Origin of the sequence: Pseudomonas sp. S3E12 (genome assembly GCF_001702295.1) — a bacterium.
GTDB lineage: Bacteria > Pseudomonadota > Gammaproteobacteria > Pseudomonadales > Pseudomonadaceae > Aquipseudomonas > Aquipseudomonas marginalis.
The window spans coordinates 705,699-721,504 of sequence record NZ_MBDT01000005.1; the positions used below are offsets into that span (position 1 = coordinate 705,699).

Sequence of the window (15,806 nt, forward strand, 5' to 3'; positions counted from 1 at the left end):
TCGTGGTCTATCTCACTGCTATCGATTTATGTCATCAGGCTATTTACCGGCCGTTTGGGAGAATTTTGTTCGTATGATTCGCACGCTGCCCGCCCTTTTTGCCCTGCTGTTCACTGCGCCCTTGATGGCCGCGCCCGCGGGGCAACAGACATTGTTCAACTTCGTCCGGCCTGCCGATGTGGTCAAGGTGGCGACCCAGGACGCCAGCCTGCCGCAATACAACGCCGAACAAACCCCCGAAGGCGAGGTGTTGCGTCGCATCACCTTCAACCCGGCCGCCGAGCCGAGCCTGGTGCTCAGCCCACAGGCCGGTGCCTGGGACTGGTCGCAGTCCGGCGCCATGAGCCTGCGTATCCAGAGTGCCATGGACTGGGCGCTGACCCTCTACGTCAAGGTGCAGAGCAGCGATGGCAAGACCCTGCTCAGCCGCATCGACCTGCCGGCCGGCCCGGCCCAGACCTTGCTGGTCCCGCTGCAAGCCAACTCGCCGTTGAGCCAGGGCATGAAGGCCGGCCCGCCGATGCCGATCACCGTGGATGGCCAGCGTGTGTTGCTGGCCAGCAGCGCCGGCGAGATCGACCGTAGCCAGGTGGTCTCGGTGACCCTGTCGATGATCAAGCCCAACGCCGCGCAAAGCATCCTGCTGGAACGCTTTGGTGTGCAGGACAGTGAGCCGGTGCTGAAGGCGGCCTACAGCGAACTGGTGGATACCTATGGTCAGTCCACCCGTGCGCGCTGGCCGGAAAAGGTCAGCAGCGACGAACAGCTCAAGGCGGCTGCGGCAAAGGAACACACCCAACTGCAGGGCTGGCTGGCCGCGCGTGATAAATCCGCATTGGACACGTTCGGCGGCTGGAACAAAGGGCCGGCGTTCAAGGCCAGTGGCTTTTTCCGCACCGAAAAGCGCGACGGTCGCTGGTACCTGGTGACTCCGGAAGGCCATCCGTTCTATTCCCTGGGTGTCAATACCGTGGCCCCGGACAACAGCCAGACCTACGTGGCCGGTCGTGAGTGGATGTTCGCGGCGCTGCCAAAGGCCGGTGAACCCTTCGACAAGTACTACGGCAGCGGCGATAACCGCACCGGCAATGGTGCGGGTGAAGGTCGTGGCTTCGCTGCCGGGCGTTGGTACGATTTCTACGGCGCCAACCTGCAGCGCACTTATGGCGGCGAAGGGTTTGACCAGAAACGCTGGGTGACCCATACCCTTGATCGCCTGCAAGCCTGGGGGTTCAACACCGTCGGCAACTGGAGCGACGACGCGTTGGCCACTGCCGACCGTGTGCCGTACACCTTGCCGTTGTCGATTGTCGGCGACTACGCCAGCATCAGCACCGGCACCGACTGGTGGGGCGGCATGCCCGATCCGTTCGATCCGCGTTTCGCCATGGCGACCGAGCGCGCGGTGGCCATTGCCGCCCGCGACCACCGCGACGACCCGTGGCTGATCGGCTTCTTTGCCGATAACGAACTGGCCTGGGCCGGCCCCGGCGATGATCCGAAATCCCGCTACGCCCTGGCCTACGGCACCTTGCGCATGACCACCGACGTACCGGCCAAGCGCGCGTTTCTCAAGCAATTGCGTGACAAGTACCGCAACGAACAAGGCCTGTCGAAAGCCTGGGGCATCGAGTTGGCGGGGTGGGAACTGATGGAAGACCCGGGCTTCGAGCCGCCGGTGCCCAACCCTGAGCACCCGGAAATCGAAGCTGACTTCAAATACTTCCAGAAGACCTTCGCCGATGCCTACTTCAAGACCATCTCCGACTCGCTGAAATGGCACGCCCCCAACCAACTGCTGCTGGGCGGGCGTTATGCGGTAAGTACGCCGGAGGCCGTGGCGTCGTGCGCGCAGTATTGCGATGTGCTGAGCTTCAACATGTACACGCTCAAACCCCAGGACGGCTATGACTTTGCCGCGCTTCGTGCACTGGACAAGCCGGTGTTGATCACTGAATTCAACTTCGGCTCCGCGGACCGTGGCCCGTTCTGGGGCGGCGTGACCCAGTTGGCCAGGGAAGAAGAGCGTGGCGCGGCATATGCCAACTTCCTCAAGCAAGCCATGGCTGAGCCGTCCATTGTCGGCGTGCATTGGTTCCAGTACCTGGACCAGCCGGTGACCGGCCGTTTGCTGGACGGTGAAAACGGCCACTTCGGCCTGGTGGGTATCACTGACGTACCATTCCAGGGGTTTGTCGACAGTGTGCGTAGAAGCAACCTGGCGGCGGTGGATCAACTGGGCAAGGAAGCGGAAAAGGCCAAGGCCGCCAGCACCGCGCGTGAAAGCGAAGGCAGCAAGCCTGGGCGCGAGGGCAAAGGCCCGGGGCAGGGCGCTGGACACGCCGGTGGGCATTCGGGAAATGGTCATTGATTCCTTGTTGACGGGTTCACAAATCCAACAATGGCTGGAACAATGTCGGCCACTTTTTACGGTGTTTTCCGAGGGGGCTTAGGTGCAGGTTCAGGGTCATTACGAGCTCCGGTTCGAAGCGGTACGTGAAGCGTTTGCCGCGTTGTTCGATGACCCGCAGGAGCGTGGCGCCGGGCTCTGCATCCAGGTCGGCGGCGAAACCGTCGTTGACCTGTGGGCCGGTACCGCCGACAAGGACGGTACCGAGGCCTGGCACAGCGACACCATCGTCAACCTGTTTTCCTGCACCAAAACCTTCACCGCTGTCACGGCCCTGCAACTGGTGGCCGAGGGCAAGTTGCAATTGGACGCGCCAGTGGCCAGGTACTGGCCTGAGTTCGCTGCTGCCGGCAAGGAAACCATTACGCTGCGCCAATTGCTCTGCCATCAGGCCGGGTTGCCGGCCATCCGCGAGATGCTGCCCACCGAAGCCTTGTATGACTGGCAATTGATGGTCGACACCCTGGCAGCCGAAGCCCCCTGGTGGACGCCGGGACAGGGCCATGGCTACGAGGCGATCACCTACGGTTGGCTGGTCGGCGAATTGCTGCGCCGCGCCGATGGGCGTGGGCCGGGTGAGTCCATTGTGGCGCGGGTGGCACGGCCGCTGGGGCTGGACTTCCACGTGGGCCTGGCCGACGAAGAGTTTTATCGTGTTGCACATATCGCGCGCAGCAAAGGCAATATGGGCGATGAAGCCGCGCAGCGTTTACTGCAAGTAATGATGCGCGAGCCCACCGCCATGACGACGCGGGCATTTGCCAACCCGCCGTCTATTCTCACCAGTACTAATAAACCTGAATGGCGACGCATGCAGCAGCCGGCGGCAAATGGTCACGGTAATGCGCGTAGTCTGGCGGGTTTTTATAGTGGTTTGTTGGACGGTAGTTTGTTGGAAGCCGACATGCTCGAAGAATTGACCCGTGAACACAGTATCGGGCCGGATAAAACATTATTGACACAAACCCGCTTCGGGCTGGGCTGCATGTTGGACCAGCCGCAATTGCCCAATGCCACGTTCGGCCTTGGCGCCCGTGCGTTCGGGCATCCAGGCGCGGGCGGCTCGGTAGGTTTTGCCGACCCAGAGCATGATGTAGCGTTTGGTTTCGTGACTAATACATTGGGGCCTTATGTACTTATGGACCCACGGGCACAGAAGTTGGTCGGAATATTGGCCGGTTGTCTGTAAACCCCTTGCTGTTTCACATTTTTTTGTTACAAAGGCAACTATAAGAAGACGCTGAACGAAATGATGTAACTTTAATGTTCTGTAAGCGTCTGTTTAACGGGTCATCGAGACCCCCGTTTCTTTTCTCATTTTGTGGATATCTCATGTTATCGAACAAGTCCTTGGCACTGGCGCTTTGCCTCACTATTACCGGTTGCGCACAAACTCCACAAAATGATGCCGAGGGTGGGCATTGGTGGTCATTTGGGTCGGATAAGGCCACGACCAAGGACGCAGTGACCCAAACCGACGCCAAGCCGGATGCCAAACCCGCTGCCGGCGCCAAGCCTGCCGCACCTGTAGCTGCTGCTGCGCCTGTCGCCTCCGCGCCAGCGCCGGCCGCCAAGGCTGAGACCGGTTCCAGCTGGTGGCCGTTCTCCTCCAAGAGCGCCGACGAGAAGGCCGCTGATGCCAAGGCTGACCTGAAAGCCGACCTCAAGGCCGCGACCCCGGCTCCAGACGCCGCGCCTGCCGTCGCCAAGACCGACAGCGAAACCCACTGGTGGTGGCCGTTCGAAAGCAAACCCAAGCCATTGGCCAAGGTCGACGTGACCAATGTGCCAATGCCTGACCCGAAAATCACCCAGGCCTGGTTGGACGACTACGAGCCGCGCCTGCGCGCCGCCATCAAGGACAGCAACCTGCAACTGGAACGTCGCGATAACGTACTCGTGGTGATTGCTCCGGTAGACGGCTCCTACAACCCGAAACGCCCGGCGATGCTGCTGCCGGTTACCCTGGGGCCGTTCACTCGTGTCGCCAAGGCGGTTGAAGCCGATCCAAAAACCGCTGTGCTGGTGCTGGGCCACGTGGATGCCACCGGTACCGCGCCTGCCAGCCAGGCGTTGACCAAGGAGCGCGCGCAGTCCATCGCCTCGATCTTCAGCCTCAGCGGCCTGAAACAGGACCGCCTGATGCTGCGTGGCATGGGTGACCTGATGCCACGTGCCGCCAACGACAGCACCCAGGGCCGCGCGCTGAACCGCCGCATGGAAATCATGTTCACCCAGCGCACTACCATGCTGGCGCTGTTGAGCAAGTATCAATCGGGCAAGACCCCGCCTGTAGCCGAAATGGTTGCGGTGCAGAACGTTCCAGCCCCGGCCCCGGCCGCCAAGACGCCGGCTAAAAAGGCACCCGCGGCTAAAAAGGCGGCTGCCAAGCCCGCGGCTAAAAAAGCCCCGGCCAAGCCCGCTGCGAAGAAACCGGCCCCGGCCAAAGCCAAGGCTGCTGCACCGGCTGCAAATGACCAGGCGAAAAACTGATCCGCTGAACCAGAAGGATAAAGCCGCATGACCCAGGCACTGGCCGATATGCGCCGTGACTACACACGGGACGGTTTGAGCGAGGCCCAGGCCCCGAATGAACCGTTTGCGTTGTTCCACCAGTGGTTTGCCGATGCGCTGAAAACCGAGCAACCACCGGTGGAAGCCAATGCCATGACCCTGGCTACGGTCGACCAGGACGGTCGCCCGCACTGCCGCATCCTGCTGCTCAAGGGCCTGGATGCGCAGGGCTTTACCTTCTTCACCAACTATCAGAGCGCCAAGGGCGAACAGCTCGCGGCGCGGCCGTTTGCGGCCATGACCTTCTTCTGGCCGACCCTGGAGCGCCAAGTGCGTATTGAAGGACGGGTGGTCAAGGTGACGCCTGAGGAATCCGACGCTTATTATCAGGTCCGCCCCCTGGGCAGTCGTTTAGGCGCCTGGGCTTCCCCGCAGAGCCAGGTCATTCGTGACCGTGAAGAACTGCAGGACCTGCTCAAGGCTACCGAACAGCGTTTCAGCGATACCCAGCCCGACTGCCCCGAGCATTGGGGTGGCTATCGCCTGCTGCCGGAGCGTATCGAGTTCTGGCAAGGCCGCGCCAGCCGCCTGCATGATCGCCTGAACTACCGTCTGCAAGGGGCCGAATGGACCCGCGAGCGCCTGGCGCCCTGAGCGGCACCTTTCGTCACCCCACTGGAATGATATCGATCACACCGAAGTCTCTGTTGAAGAGACTTCGGCTGTGTACTGTTGTGCGGCGTTCGTCAGCCACTGCGGCAACTCGTTTCGCTTGATCTTCGAGATCCGCGCCTGCTCCAGTTGTTGCAGCATAAAGGCACGCTTGTGCAGGTCGTCTCCCGCCAGGGACAGTGCCAGGTCGTGGTCTATCCAGCGTCTGATCCGCAGGTACAGCCAGCCATGGAAGTACAGGCCGGCGACTGTAGTGACTACAATGATGAAATAGTCCATGAAGTTCCTGGTTACGATGAGAGTGCTACCGTTGGTCGGTATTTTGGCTACGGGCAGTCTGTACTGAGGCTGAATGAAAGCAATTTCCTGCCGGGCTTGTCGTGACAGGCGTCAAGCTGCAGCGTCTAATGAATACCTGTCCTTTGGAGTTGATGCTATGCGTAAGTCCGTTTTACTGGTTGCCTGCTTTACCACGCTGTCGTTGCTGCTGGGTGGCTGCGCCTCGAGTCTGACCGGCGACTCGTACTCCCGTGACGAAGCGCGTCGTGTACAGACCGTTCGCATGGGCACCATTGAATCCCTGCGTCCGGTAAAAATCGAAGGCACCAAGACCCCAATCGGCGGCGCTGCCGGCGCGGTCATCGGTGGTGTTGGCGGCAGCGCTATCGGCGGTGGCCGTGGCAGTATCGTGACTGCCGTGATCGGCGCCGTTGCCGGCGGCCTGCTGGGTTCGGCCACCGAAGAAGGCCTGACCCGCACCCAGGGCGTGGAAATCACCGTTCGCGAAGACGACGGCAGCATGCGTGCCTACGTGCAAGCCGTGCAGGAAAATGAAATCTTCCGCATCGGTGATCGCGTCCGCATCATGACCGTTGATGGCACCAGCCGCGTTACTCGCTGACCGGTAAGCAGCAGGCAAAAGAAAACCCCAACCGGGTGACCGGTTGGGGTTTTTTATGGGCTGTGTTTCAGTCGGCTCAGGCTTTTTTGCGACTCGCCATCGCCGTCACCCCATACCCAATACACGCCGCGAGTATCGACCCGGTCAGGATCCCCATTCGATCCTCCCCGGCAAACTCACTGGCACCCGGCACAAACGCCAGGGAGCCGACGAACAGGCTCATGGTGAAGCCGATACCGCACAGGATCGCCACGCCGAAGACCTGGCCCCAGTTGGCGCCGCTGGGCAGCGCGGCAAGGCCGGTCTTGATGGCCAGCCAGGTGAGGCCGAACACGCCGACGGTCTTGCCGATCAGCAGGCCGGCGGCAATGCCCATGGGCACGTGGTGGGTGAAGCTTTCCAGGCTGACCCCGGTGAGTGACACCCCGGCGTTGGCGAAGGCGAACAGCGGCAGGATGCCGTAGGCCACCCACGGATGCAGGGCGTGTTCCAGTGTAAGCAGCGGCGAGGGCTCGGCATTCCTGGTGCGCATCGGGATGCAGAACGCCAGGGTCACGCCGGCCAGGGTGGCGTGCACGCCGCTCTTGAGTACGCACACCCACAGGATCAGGCCGATGATCAGGTAGGGACCGAGCTTGATCACGCCCAGGCGGTTCATTGCAATCAAGGCGACCAGGCAGGCGCCCGCGCCGGCCAGGGCTGCACCGGACAGGTCGGCGGAATAGAACACTGCAATAACAATGATCGCGCCCAGGTCGTCGATGATGGCCAGGGTCATCAGGAACAGCTTCAACGACACCGGCACCCGCTTGCCCAGCAGTGCCAGGACGCCCAACGCGAAGGCGATGTCGGTGGCCATCGGGATTGCCCAGCCGGAGAGGGCGGCGGGGTAGTCCTTGTTGATAGCCCAGTAGATCAGCGCCGGCACTACCATGCCGCCGATGGCGGCTGCGCCGGGCAGCACCACTTGCGAAGGCTTGGACAGGTGGCCGTCAAGCAGCTCGCGCTTGACCTCCAGGCCGATCAACAGGAAGAACAGGGCCATCAGGCCATCGTTGATCCACAGCAGCGCGGGCTTGGCGATTTGCAGCGCGCCAATCTGGGCCACCACCGGCACGTCGAGAAACGCGCCATACAGGTGCGACAACGGAGAGTTGTTGATGATCAGCGCCAAGGCGGCAGCGGCGATCAACAACAGGCCGCTGGCGGCTTCCAGCTGGAAAAAACGGGTGAAAGTGCTACGCAGAGGCAAGGGATGCTCTCCAATCCAGGTTCAATAGGTGGGTACCCTAACCCGTACCGTTAGTTGTTAAAACAAAAGTTATATTCTTATTTGTTATAAGAGATGGGGTAGGGTGGCGTAGCGCCAAAGCCTAGCAATTGTGTGTCCAATTGAGTCGTCACTGTATCTGTGTGCAGTGTAGGAAACATCCTAAGATTGGTACTGAAATCCTTAGAGTTCTTCCTTATGAGCGACCACCGTCCCTGGGCCCGCGAAGCCATTCGCATCATCGAAGCGGACTTCCAACGCAGTGCTGACACGCATCTGATTCCGTTACCGCTGCCGGGCCTGCCGGGCATCGAGTTGTACTTCAAGGATGAATCCAGCCACCCCACCGGCAGCCTGAAACATCGGCTGGCCCGTTCGCTGTTCCTGTACGCGCTGTGCAATGGCTGGCTCAAGCCAGGCGCGCCGGTCATTGAAGCATCCAGCGGCTCGACGGCGATTTCCGAAGCGTACTTTGCCCGGCTGCTCGGGGTGCCGTTCATTGCGGTGATGCCCGCCACGACATCCCAGGAAAAGATCGCGCAGATTGCCTTCTACGGCGGCAAAAGCCATCTGGTACAGGATCCCACGCAGATCTACGCCGAGTCCGAACGCCTGGCCCAGGAAAGCGGCGGTCATTTCATGGATCAGTTCACTTATGCCGAGCGTGCCACCGACTGGCGGGCGAACAACAACATCGCCGAGTCGATCTTCCAACAGATGCGCTTTGAGCGGCACCCGGAACCGAGCTGGTTGATTTCCAGCCCCGGTACCGGCGGCACCACCGCCACGCTGGGCCGTTATGTGCGTTATCGCCAGCACTGCACCCGCGTGTTGTGCGCCGACGCCGAGCGCTCGGTGTTTTTCGATTTCTACCAGAGCGGTGACGCCAGCCTGCGCCTGGACTGTGGTTCGCGGATCGAAGGCATTGGCCGGCCACGGGTCGAGGCATCGTTTCTGCCCAAGGTGATTGATGCGATGGTCAAGGTGCCGGATGCGCTGTCGCTGGCGGCCATGCATTACCTGGCTGAGCGCCTGGGGCGGCGAGTCGGCGGTTCCAGCGGGACCAACCTGATTGGCGCATTAATGGCGGCGCAGCAGATGAAAGCGGCAGGGGAGTCAGGTTCGATCGTGGCGATCTTGTGTGATGGGGGCGAGCGGTATGCAACGACCTATTACGATCAGGCGTGGTTGGCGGGGCAGGGCTATGCGCTCGAGGGGTTGATCGCGGCCGTTGCGGCCAGTGTGGAGCAGGGCGAGCCATTACCCTCCAGCATCCTGCGCGCAAATATCTGACCCGACGTAAACCAAATGTGGGAGTGGGCAAGCCGCCTCCCACATTTAATTTGCGCTGTTCTCAGGCCTCGATACCCAACATATCCCGCGCCAACGCCTCGGCAATCCGAATCCCGTCAACACCGGCCGACAGAATCCCGCCCGCATAGCCAGCGCCTTCACCGGCGGGGAACAGGCCTTTCACGTTCAAGCTCTGCATCGATTCGTCACGGGTAATTCGCAGCGGCGACGAGGTGCGCGTCTCGATACCGGTCAACACGGCATCGTGCAGCGAGTAGCCCTTGATCTGCTTCTCGAACGCCGGCAGTGCTTCGCGGATCGCTTCGATGGCGAAGTCCGGCAAGGCCAAGGCCAGGTCGCCCAGGGCCACACCTGGCTTGTAGGACGGTTCCACAGTGCCGATGGCCGTGGACGGCTTACCGGCGATAAAGTCGCCGACCAACTGTGCCGGGGCCTCGTAGTTGCTGCCGCCGAGGATGTAGGCGTGGGACTCCAGGCGCTCCTGCAACTCGATACCCGCCAGCGGGCCACCTGGGTAATCCACTTCCGGCGTGATGCCGACCACGATGCCGGAGTTGGCATTGCGCTCGTTACGCGAGTACTGGCTCATGCCGTTGGTCACCACACGGTTCGGCTCGGAGGTCGCTGCTACCACAGTGCCCCCCGGGCACATGCAGAAGCTGTAGACCGAACGGCCGTTCTTGGCGTGGTGCACCAGCTTGTAGTCGGCGGCGCCCAGCTTCGGGTGCCCGGCATATTTGCCCAGGCGCGCGGCGTCAATCAGCGATTGCGGGTGTTCGATCCGGAACCCCACCGAGAACGGTTTGGCTTCCATGTAGACGCCGCGGCCATGGAGCATGCGGAAGGTGTCGCGGGCGCTGTGGCCGAGGGCCAGGATCACATGTTTGGAGAGGATCTGTTCCCCACCGTCGATGATCACGCCATTCAACTGGCCGTCTTCGATCAGCACGTCGGTCACCCGTTGCTCGAAGCGCACTTCACCGCCCAGGGCGATGATCTGCTCGCGCATGTTTTCCACCACGCCGGTCAGGCGGAAGGTACCGATGTGGGGTTTGCTGACGTAGAGGATTTCTTCCGGCGCGCCGGCCTTGACGAACTCGTGCAGGACTTTGCGACCGTGGAATTTCGGGTCCTTGATCTGGCTGTAGAGCTTGCCGTCGGAGAAGGTCCCGGCGCCGCCTTCACCGAACTGCACGTTGGACTCGGGGTTGAGCACGCTTTTGCGCCACAGGCCCCAGGTGTCCTTGGTGCGCTGGCGTACTTCCTTGCCGCGTTCGAGGATGATCGGCCTGAAACCCATCTGCGCCAGCAACAGCCCGGCGAAGATACCGCACGGGCCAAAACCGACGACCACAGGCCGTTCGACCAAACCTTCCGGGGCCTGGCCCACGACCTTGTAGCTGACGTCCGGCGCCGGGTTGACGTTGCGGTCATCGGCGAACTTGAGCAGCAGGGCGGCCTCACCCTTCACATTGAGGTCGATGGTGTAGATGAAGCATAGCTCCGACGACTTCTTGCGCGCGTCGTAGCTGCGTTTGAACAGGGTGAAATCGAGCAGGTCATCACTGGCGATGCCCAGGCGCTGCACGATGGCAGGCCGCAGGTCTTCTTCGGGATGGTCGATGGGCAGCTTGAGTTCAGTGATTCGTAACATGACGGGATCCGGTAGGCGGCGGGCAAAGAGGCCGGCTGTTTTGCAAACCGGCGATTATAAGCCTCAATGGCGGTTTTCCGTCAGGTTAAAACAGCGCTGCGCTGAATCAGTCGTCCCGGGAACCACCAAACGCCGCGCAACCGCGCTGTACCTGGCCGTTGACGCGTAATTCCGCCGTCATGTGTTGCAGGCTGCCGCTGACGCTGTCGATGCAACGTTGCGGCGCGACCCACAGTTCGATGTGCTGGTTGTTGGCTTCGGTCATCAGGTTGAAGCGGCCGTCGCCGATCTGCTCTTCGACATAAGGCACCGCCAGTGGCGGCTGGCCTTCACGCTCAAGCACCATGCCCTTGGCGGTGACGTTCATGGCCCAGGCCGGTTTGTGGCCGTTGGCCCGCAGGGTCATGCGCTTGAAGTCCGGGTCGGTGCAGGCAGCGGTCGAGCGCTCTACGCGGTAGAGTTGTTGCAGGTCGACGCTGCCCTGGGTGCCGCTGGCGACACCCGAGAACTTGCCGCGCAAATCGGCAAATAATGCCCCTTGCTGGCCAGCCAGGGAGGCCGCTTCCTGCAGGATACTGGTGCCGCTGGTGTCGTTGACGACATAGTTGCGTTTATCGTCGCACGGCTGGAACAACAGCTTGCCACCTACTGCCGTGAGTTCGCCCTGCATGCGGGTCAACCCGGCGGTAGACGGCTTGGTCGGCTCGTTTTCGAACATCTGGCAAGCGGCGAATACAGGAAGCAAGGCAAACAGGGCGAGGGTACGGGCGGCACGCATGATCGGGTCTCCAGACAAGTGCCGCCACGTTACGCAGGCTGGCGTTGCATCACAACCCCGTCCGCCCGCTTCAGGCATTTCTTACCGACTTCAAATTCAGCCGACAGTAAAGGTTTGACCGGTCTGTAGGCCCTCTACACTTTTGGCGTAGGCCAGCGCTACGTCGGCGCCAGCAGCCGGCTTGTAGCCACGGAAGTACGGCGCGTAGCTGCCCATGGCTTCCAGTAGGACCGTGGGGCTCACGGAGTTGATGCGCAGCCCTCGTGGCAATTCAATTGCCGCAGCTTTGATAAAAGCGTCGAGTGCACCATTGACCAGCGCAGCCGACGCGCCTGTACGAATCGGGTCACGGTTGAGAATGCCGCTGGTGAAGGTGAAGGAGGCGCCGTCGTTGGCATACTCGCGGCCGATCAACAGCAGGTTGACCTGGCCCATCAGCTTGTCACGCAGGCCCAGCTCAAAATCGCTTTCGCTCATATCACCCAGCGCTACGAAGTTCACGTTGCCAGCAGCGCAGATGAGTGCGTCGAATTTGCCGGTCTGCTCGAACAGGTTGCGGATCGAAGTGCTGTCGCTGATATCCACTTGGAAGTCACCGCTGCTGCGGCCAATGCTGACCACCTCATGACGCTGGGCCAGTTCGGCCTTGACTGCCGAGCCGACGGTGCCGCTGGCGCCAATCAATAGGATTTTCATGGGGTTGTTCCTCTGGGTTTGTCAGGAACTGTAGGAGCGGGCTTGCCCGCGAAAAACTCGAGCGCGCCGCTGTGTACTCGCTGACCGCGTTATCGTTGACGATTTTCGCGAGCAAGCTCGCTCCTACAGTAGGAGACATCAAGTCTAGGGTGGCTTTTCAGACGGATAAACGTGCTAATAGGCAACCTTTGGTTTTCAATTGGAAACAATCCATGAGCGAGATGGATGACCTGGCGGCCTTTGCCGTACTGATCGAAGCCGGCAGTTTTACGGTGGCGGCCGAGCAACTGGGTTGCAGCAAGGGCCAGCTGTCCAAGCGCATCAGCCATTTGGAAGCACAGTTCAGCGTGGTCTTGCTGCACCGCACCACACGTAGGCTCAGCCTGACCGCCGCCGGTGCGGCGCTGTTGCCCCAGGCGCAAGCGCTGGTGGTGCAGGTGGATCGCGCCCGTCAGGCATTGGCGCGTCTCAAGGACGATTTGGCCGGGCCCGTTCGTATGACGGTTCCGGTTTCATTAGGGGAAACCTTCTTCGATGGTTTATTGCTGGAGTTTTCCAAGCAGTACCCTCAGGTGCAGATCGAGCTGGAGCTCAACAACAGTTACCGAGACCTGGCGCGGGACGGCTTTGACTTGGGGGTGCGTTCGGGGGCGATTGAAAACGAGCGTCTGGTGGCCAGGCCGCTGTTGGCCTGGCATGAGATGACTTGTGCCAGTCCGGCCTATCTGGAGCAACATGGCGAACCACTGACACCTGGGGATCTTGCGGCGCACACTTGTTTACTCAACAGCCACTACAGCGGTCGCGAAGAATGGCTTTATCACCAGCAACACGAGTTGTTGCGGGTGAGGGTGAGCGGCACCTTTGCCTCCAACCATTACAACTTGCTGAAGAAGGCTGCCCTGGTCGGTGCCGGTATCGCCCGCTTGCCGTCCTACGTGCTGCCGACGGAATTGGCTGACGGCCGATTGCGTTGGCTCCTGCGTGATTACCAGACGCGGAGTCTGCCGATGTACCTGGTCCATCCTTATCAAGGCGGCCTGCCGAGACGGACCCAGGTACTGGCCGACTACCTGGTGGACTGGTTCAAGCGCAGCGGTGAGGCACTGGATCGGCTTTAACGGTAGCGGCGCGCAATCAGGTGGTCGATGGACAGGCGGCCCGGCCCTTTGGCGAGCAACAGCAACAGCAGCGCAATCCAGGTGCCGTGGGTGGGGTAGGCGTCCGGGTAGACGAACAACTGAATGACCAGGGTCATGCCAATCAAGGCCAGGGCTGAGAAGCGCGTGGCCAGGCCCACCAGGATCAGCACCGGGAAAAAGTGCTCGGCAAACGCCGCCATGTGCGCGGCCACTTCCGGTGACAGCAATGGCACGTGGTATTCACTGCGAAACAGCGGCAATGTCGAGGCGGCGAGTTTGGGGGTACCGAGTTCGAACGTGCCGTTGATCAGGTCAATGGCAATGCCTTCGACCTTGGTTTGCCCGGATTTCCAGAACACTGCCGCAATGGAGAAGCGCGCGACAAACGCCAGCAGGCTGTAGGGGATTTTTTCGAAAAGTGCGATGGCCTGTCTGATCAGGCACGAAGAGGACGTGTTCATGGCGATACCTGTTGTTCTGGGAGCAGATGAGTGAGGGCGTCGTGGTTGATCAGCAGCGCGAGGCATTGGTGCAGGTCGAACTCGGCGCTGGCCTCAAGGGCATTGGCGACGGCCATTTCCAGCGCCGAGCCGCGTTTCAGACTATTGATAAAGGCGACCGAGCCGCCGTCGATGGCGAAGACCTTGACATTCAACCCTTCGCGCAGTACCAGCGCGCCTTGGGCATGCCAGGGATCCAGGGTGGCCAGGGCGCCCTCGGTCTGGTGTGCCGCCCACACCGCCACCACGGCGTAGGCGGAGTTCAATGTGCCAACGGATGGGTGCAGTTGCAGATGCAGCGCCCCCGGCTTCGTGTGGGCCTGCAGTTGCTGCAGAACGGCTTGCGGATCCACCACGGCTGTATCAGCTGCGTGATAAGCGCGAACCCGCAAGCGTTCCAACCGGGCGACATCGGCCAGGTAGGGCACGCTGGCGGCCGGTTCAAAACCTTGGATAAAGTCGGCGAATGTGCCGCCGTACTCGCTGATCAGCGGGCTGGCGGGCGGGTAGGCCTGGACGAAAATGCCGGCCATGGCGCGGAAAAATTCATCGCCGACCAATTGCGCGGTTACGGGGTATGCGGTTGCCAGCGCAGTGATCAACGAGCTATGAACATTGTTGCGATACACCGCAAAACGACTGGCCGGGTCGGCCCCGTTGCTGCTGAACAGGCCGTCGGGGCAAGGTAGGCCGGGCGCCAGCAAGGCGCTGGAAAAGGCGTCGTGAAGGCTCATGGGCGGACCTGCGATAAGCACCGTTCAGCGTGCTGGGCTTCCGCGCATAGCACGCTGAAGGCCGGCACTTGGTTGTCGCGCTCGATCAGGGTCGCGACCGGGCCCGTCAGCGCGAGCACGTGTTCATACAGCAGCCACACCGCGTTATCGATGGGCGCGCCGTGGTCATCGATCAGCAGGCGATCGCCCAGGCTGTCGGTGTCTTCGGCGAAGCCGGCCAGATGAATCTCACCCACGGCGCGCAACGGTAGGGCGTTGAGATAGGCCAGTGGGTCGCGCTGGTGGTTGATGCACGACACGTAGACGTTGTTCACATCCAACAGCAGGCCGCAGCCGGTGCGACGGATGATCTCGCCGATGAAGTCGGTCTCGTCCAGGGTCGAGCGCTGGAACTGCAGGTAGGTCGAGGGGTTCTCCAGCAGCATCGGCCGCTTGAGGGTGCACTGTACCTGGTCGACGTGCTCGCAAACTCGACTCAAGGTGGTGGTGTCATAAGCCAGGGGCAGCAGGTCGTTGAGAAACGCCGGGCCGTGGCTGGACCAGGCCAGGTGTTCGGAAAAGAAGTGGGGTTGGTAGCGTTCGATCAGTGCGGCCAAGCGCCCCAGGTGTTCACGGTTGAGCGGGCCTTCGCCGCCGATGGACAGGCCCACGCCGTGCAACGACAGGGGGTAACGTTCGCGTATCAACCCCAGGTAGTGATGAAACGGGCCGCCGGCCACCATGTAGTTTTCGGCGTGCACTTCAAAAAAACCGATATCGGGCGAAGTATCGAGCACTTCCTTGAAGTGCTCGTTCTTCAGGCCCAGCCCGGCCCGATAGGGGAGCCTTGGCACCTGAACCGGTGAGACTGTGGACAGGCGTGAAAGCGTCATCATCCGTACTCCGGCCGGGGAGGGGTCAGGACTTGGCGGTGAAGGCGGCTTCCTGGCCGAAACCGGTCGGCGAGGTGGAGCTTGGGGTTTGGGTGCAGGTGCCGGCCGGGACCAGTTTCCAGGCGTTGGCCTGATCCTTGGTTTTCGAGGTGCCGGCGCAGGATGTGCCGGCACCGGCGGCGCAATCGTTCTTGCCGGCTTCAGCGACGCCGAAGCACTTCTGCATGTCGTCGGCAGCGTGGGCGGTGGTGGTCAGGGCGGACAGGCTCAAGGCCGAACTCAGGGCGAGGACGAGGCTAGCAGCGGACAGTTTGGTGGTCATGATGGATCTCCAGCAGTAGGTTGAGGA

16 protein-coding genes are annotated in these 15,806 nt (G+C 61.5%); 7 read left to right on the forward strand and 9 right to left on the reverse strand.

The window, feature by feature from the left end:
* Positions 1-73 precede the first annotated feature (73 nt).
* The 4 genes from BB029_RS08055 to pdxH all read left to right on the forward strand — a co-directional run bounded on the left by BB029_RS08055 (position 74) and on the right by pdxH (position 5,578).
* Positions 74-2,371: a beta-galactosidase gene (locus BB029_RS08055; protein WP_065938799.1), complete on the forward strand. Its 2,298-nt coding sequence runs from the start codon at positions 74-76 to the stop codon at positions 2,369-2,371.
* A gap of 82 nt (positions 2,372-2,453) precedes the next feature.
* Complete coding sequence (locus BB029_RS08060; RefSeq protein ID WP_065938800.1) at positions 2,454-3,599, forward strand: serine hydrolase domain-containing protein; 1,146 nt, start codon at positions 2,454-2,456, stop codon at positions 3,597-3,599.
* Between the two features lie 143 nt (positions 3,600-3,742).
* A complete protein-coding gene (locus tag BB029_RS08065) occupies positions 3,743-4,903 on the forward strand; it encodes an OmpA family protein (RefSeq protein WP_083236351.1) in 1,161 nt (386 codons plus the stop codon).
* A 27-nt stretch (positions 4,904-4,930) separates the two neighbouring features.
* Positions 4,931-5,578, forward strand: coding sequence for a pyridoxamine 5'-phosphate oxidase (gene pdxH / locus BB029_RS08070; RefSeq protein WP_065938802.1), 648 nt, complete (start codon positions 4,931-4,933; stop codon positions 5,576-5,578).
* A gap of 36 nt (positions 5,579-5,614) precedes the next feature.
* Here the strand turns inward: pdxH and BB029_RS08075 are convergent, their stop codons facing one another.
* Positions 5,615-5,875, reverse strand: coding sequence for a hypothetical protein (locus tag BB029_RS08075; RefSeq protein ID WP_065938803.1), 261 nt, complete (start codon positions 5,873-5,875; stop codon positions 5,615-5,617).
* Positions 5,876-6,032: 157 nt separating this feature from the next.
* Here BB029_RS08075 and BB029_RS08080 point away from each other — a divergent pair, with 157 nt between their 5' ends.
* Positions 6,033-6,497, forward strand: a complete 465-nt coding sequence (locus tag BB029_RS08080) for a glycine zipper 2TM domain-containing protein (RefSeq protein WP_003189251.1) — start codon at positions 6,033-6,035, stop codon at positions 6,495-6,497.
* 76 nt (positions 6,498-6,573) lie between these two features.
* Here BB029_RS08080 and nhaA read toward each other — a convergent pair whose 3' ends face one another.
* Positions 6,574-7,749, reverse strand: coding sequence for a Na+/H+ antiporter NhaA (nhaA, locus tag BB029_RS08085; protein WP_065938804.1), 1,176 nt, complete (start codon positions 7,747-7,749; stop codon positions 6,574-6,576).
* 216 nt (positions 7,750-7,965) lie between these two features.
* On the opposite strand from nhaA, the gene BB029_RS08090 reads away from it, so the two are divergent.
* Positions 7,966-9,060, forward strand: coding sequence for a PLP-dependent cysteine synthase family protein (locus tag BB029_RS08090; RefSeq protein WP_065938805.1), 1,095 nt, complete (start codon positions 7,966-7,968; stop codon positions 9,058-9,060).
* Between the two features lie 61 nt (positions 9,061-9,121).
* Here the strand turns inward: BB029_RS08090 and BB029_RS08095 are convergent, their stop codons facing one another.
* From BB029_RS08095 to BB029_RS08105, 3 genes are all read right to left on the reverse strand, one after another.
* The gene (locus tag BB029_RS08095; RefSeq protein WP_065938806.1) at positions 9,122-10,735 is read right to left on the reverse strand and encodes an NAD(P)/FAD-dependent oxidoreductase; all 1,614 of its coding nucleotides are present in this window, start codon (positions 10,733-10,735) and stop codon (positions 9,122-9,124) included.
* 106 nt (positions 10,736-10,841) lie between these two features.
* Positions 10,842-11,513: a COG3650 family protein gene (locus BB029_RS08100; RefSeq protein ID WP_065938807.1), complete on the reverse strand. Its 672-nt coding sequence runs from the start codon at positions 11,511-11,513 to the stop codon at positions 10,842-10,844.
* Positions 11,514-11,609: 96 nt separating this feature from the next.
* A complete protein-coding gene (locus BB029_RS08105) occupies positions 11,610-12,209 on the reverse strand; it encodes a short chain dehydrogenase (protein WP_065938808.1) in 600 nt (199 codons plus the stop codon).
* 212 nt (positions 12,210-12,421) lie between these two features.
* Between BB029_RS08105 and BB029_RS08110 the strand changes: the two genes are divergently transcribed.
* Positions 12,422-13,330 (forward strand): LysR family transcriptional regulator, encoded by a 909-nt coding sequence (locus tag BB029_RS08110; RefSeq protein ID WP_065938809.1) that lies wholly within the window; start codon positions 12,422-12,424, stop codon positions 13,328-13,330.
* Here BB029_RS08110 and BB029_RS08115 read toward each other — a convergent pair.
* From BB029_RS08115 to BB029_RS08130, 4 genes are read right to left on the reverse strand one after another with little or no spacing between them, the layout of a single operon-like run.
* Entirely contained in the window at positions 13,327-13,812 is a 486-nt protein-coding gene (locus tag BB029_RS08115) for a DoxX family protein (RefSeq protein WP_065938810.1), read from the reverse strand. The two genes, BB029_RS08110 and BB029_RS08115, sit on opposite strands and share 4 nt — an antisense overlap.
* Entirely contained in the window at positions 13,809-14,585 is a 777-nt protein-coding gene (locus BB029_RS08120) for a DNA-binding domain-containing protein (protein ID WP_065938811.1), read from the reverse strand. Before BB029_RS08120 ends, BB029_RS08115 begins: the two co-directional genes overlap by 4 nt.
* Positions 14,582-15,460, reverse strand: a complete 879-nt coding sequence (locus BB029_RS08125) for a DUF692 domain-containing protein (RefSeq protein WP_065938812.1) — start codon at positions 15,458-15,460, stop codon at positions 14,582-14,584. Before BB029_RS08125 ends, BB029_RS08120 begins: the two co-directional genes overlap by 4 nt.
* 22 nt (positions 15,461-15,482) lie before the next feature.
* Positions 15,483-15,779 carry a DUF2282 domain-containing protein gene (locus BB029_RS08130; protein ID WP_027604425.1) on the reverse strand — a complete coding sequence of 99 codons (297 nt, stop codon included), beginning with the start codon at positions 15,777-15,779 and terminating at the stop codon, positions 15,483-15,485.
* Positions 15,780-15,806 lie beyond the last annotated feature (27 nt).

What these genes read in the sequence shown, in the direction of transcription:
- BB029_RS08105 (WP_065938808.1), bottom strand. Translation starts at nt 12,209, where the DNA reads ATGAAAATCCTATTGATTGGCGCCAGCGGCACCGTCGGCTCGGCAGTC.
- BB029_RS08075 (WP_065938803.1), bottom strand. Translation starts at nt 5,875, where the DNA reads ATGGACTATTTCATCATTGTAGTCACTACAGTCGCCGGCCTGTACTTC.
- BB029_RS08100 (WP_065938807.1), bottom strand. Translation starts at nt 11,513, where the DNA reads ATGCGTGCCGCCCGTACCCTCGCCCTGTTTGCCTTGCTTCCTGTATTC.
- BB029_RS08065 (WP_083236351.1), top strand. Translation starts at nt 3,743, where the DNA reads ATGTTATCGAACAAGTCCTTGGCACTGGCGCTTTGCCTCACTATTACC.
- BB029_RS08125 (WP_065938812.1), bottom strand. Translation starts at nt 15,460, where the DNA reads ATGATGACGCTTTCACGCCTGTCCACAGTCTCACCGGTTCAGGTGCCA.
- BB029_RS08080 (WP_003189251.1), top strand. Translation starts at nt 6,033, where the DNA reads ATGCGTAAGTCCGTTTTACTGGTTGCCTGCTTTACCACGCTGTCGTTG.
- pdxH (WP_065938802.1), top strand. Translation starts at nt 4,931, where the DNA reads ATGACCCAGGCACTGGCCGATATGCGCCGTGACTACACACGGGACGGT.
- BB029_RS08120 (WP_065938811.1), bottom strand. Translation starts at nt 14,585, where the DNA reads ATGAGCCTTCACGACGCCTTTTCCAGCGCCTTGCTGGCGCCCGGCCTA.
- BB029_RS08095 (WP_065938806.1), bottom strand. Translation starts at nt 10,735, where the DNA reads ATGTTACGAATCACTGAACTCAAGCTGCCCATCGACCATCCCGAAGAA.
- BB029_RS08110 (WP_065938809.1), top strand. Translation starts at nt 12,422, where the DNA reads ATGAGCGAGATGGATGACCTGGCGGCCTTTGCCGTACTGATCGAAGCC.
- BB029_RS08115 (WP_065938810.1), bottom strand. Translation starts at nt 13,812, where the DNA reads ATGAACACGTCCTCTTCGTGCCTGATCAGACAGGCCATCGCACTTTTC.
- BB029_RS08130 (WP_027604425.1), bottom strand. Translation starts at nt 15,779, where the DNA reads ATGACCACCAAACTGTCCGCTGCTAGCCTCGTCCTCGCCCTGAGTTCG.
- BB029_RS08055 (WP_065938799.1), top strand. Translation starts at nt 74, where the DNA reads ATGATTCGCACGCTGCCCGCCCTTTTTGCCCTGCTGTTCACTGCGCCC.
- BB029_RS08090 (WP_065938805.1), top strand. Translation starts at nt 7,966, where the DNA reads ATGAGCGACCACCGTCCCTGGGCCCGCGAAGCCATTCGCATCATCGAA.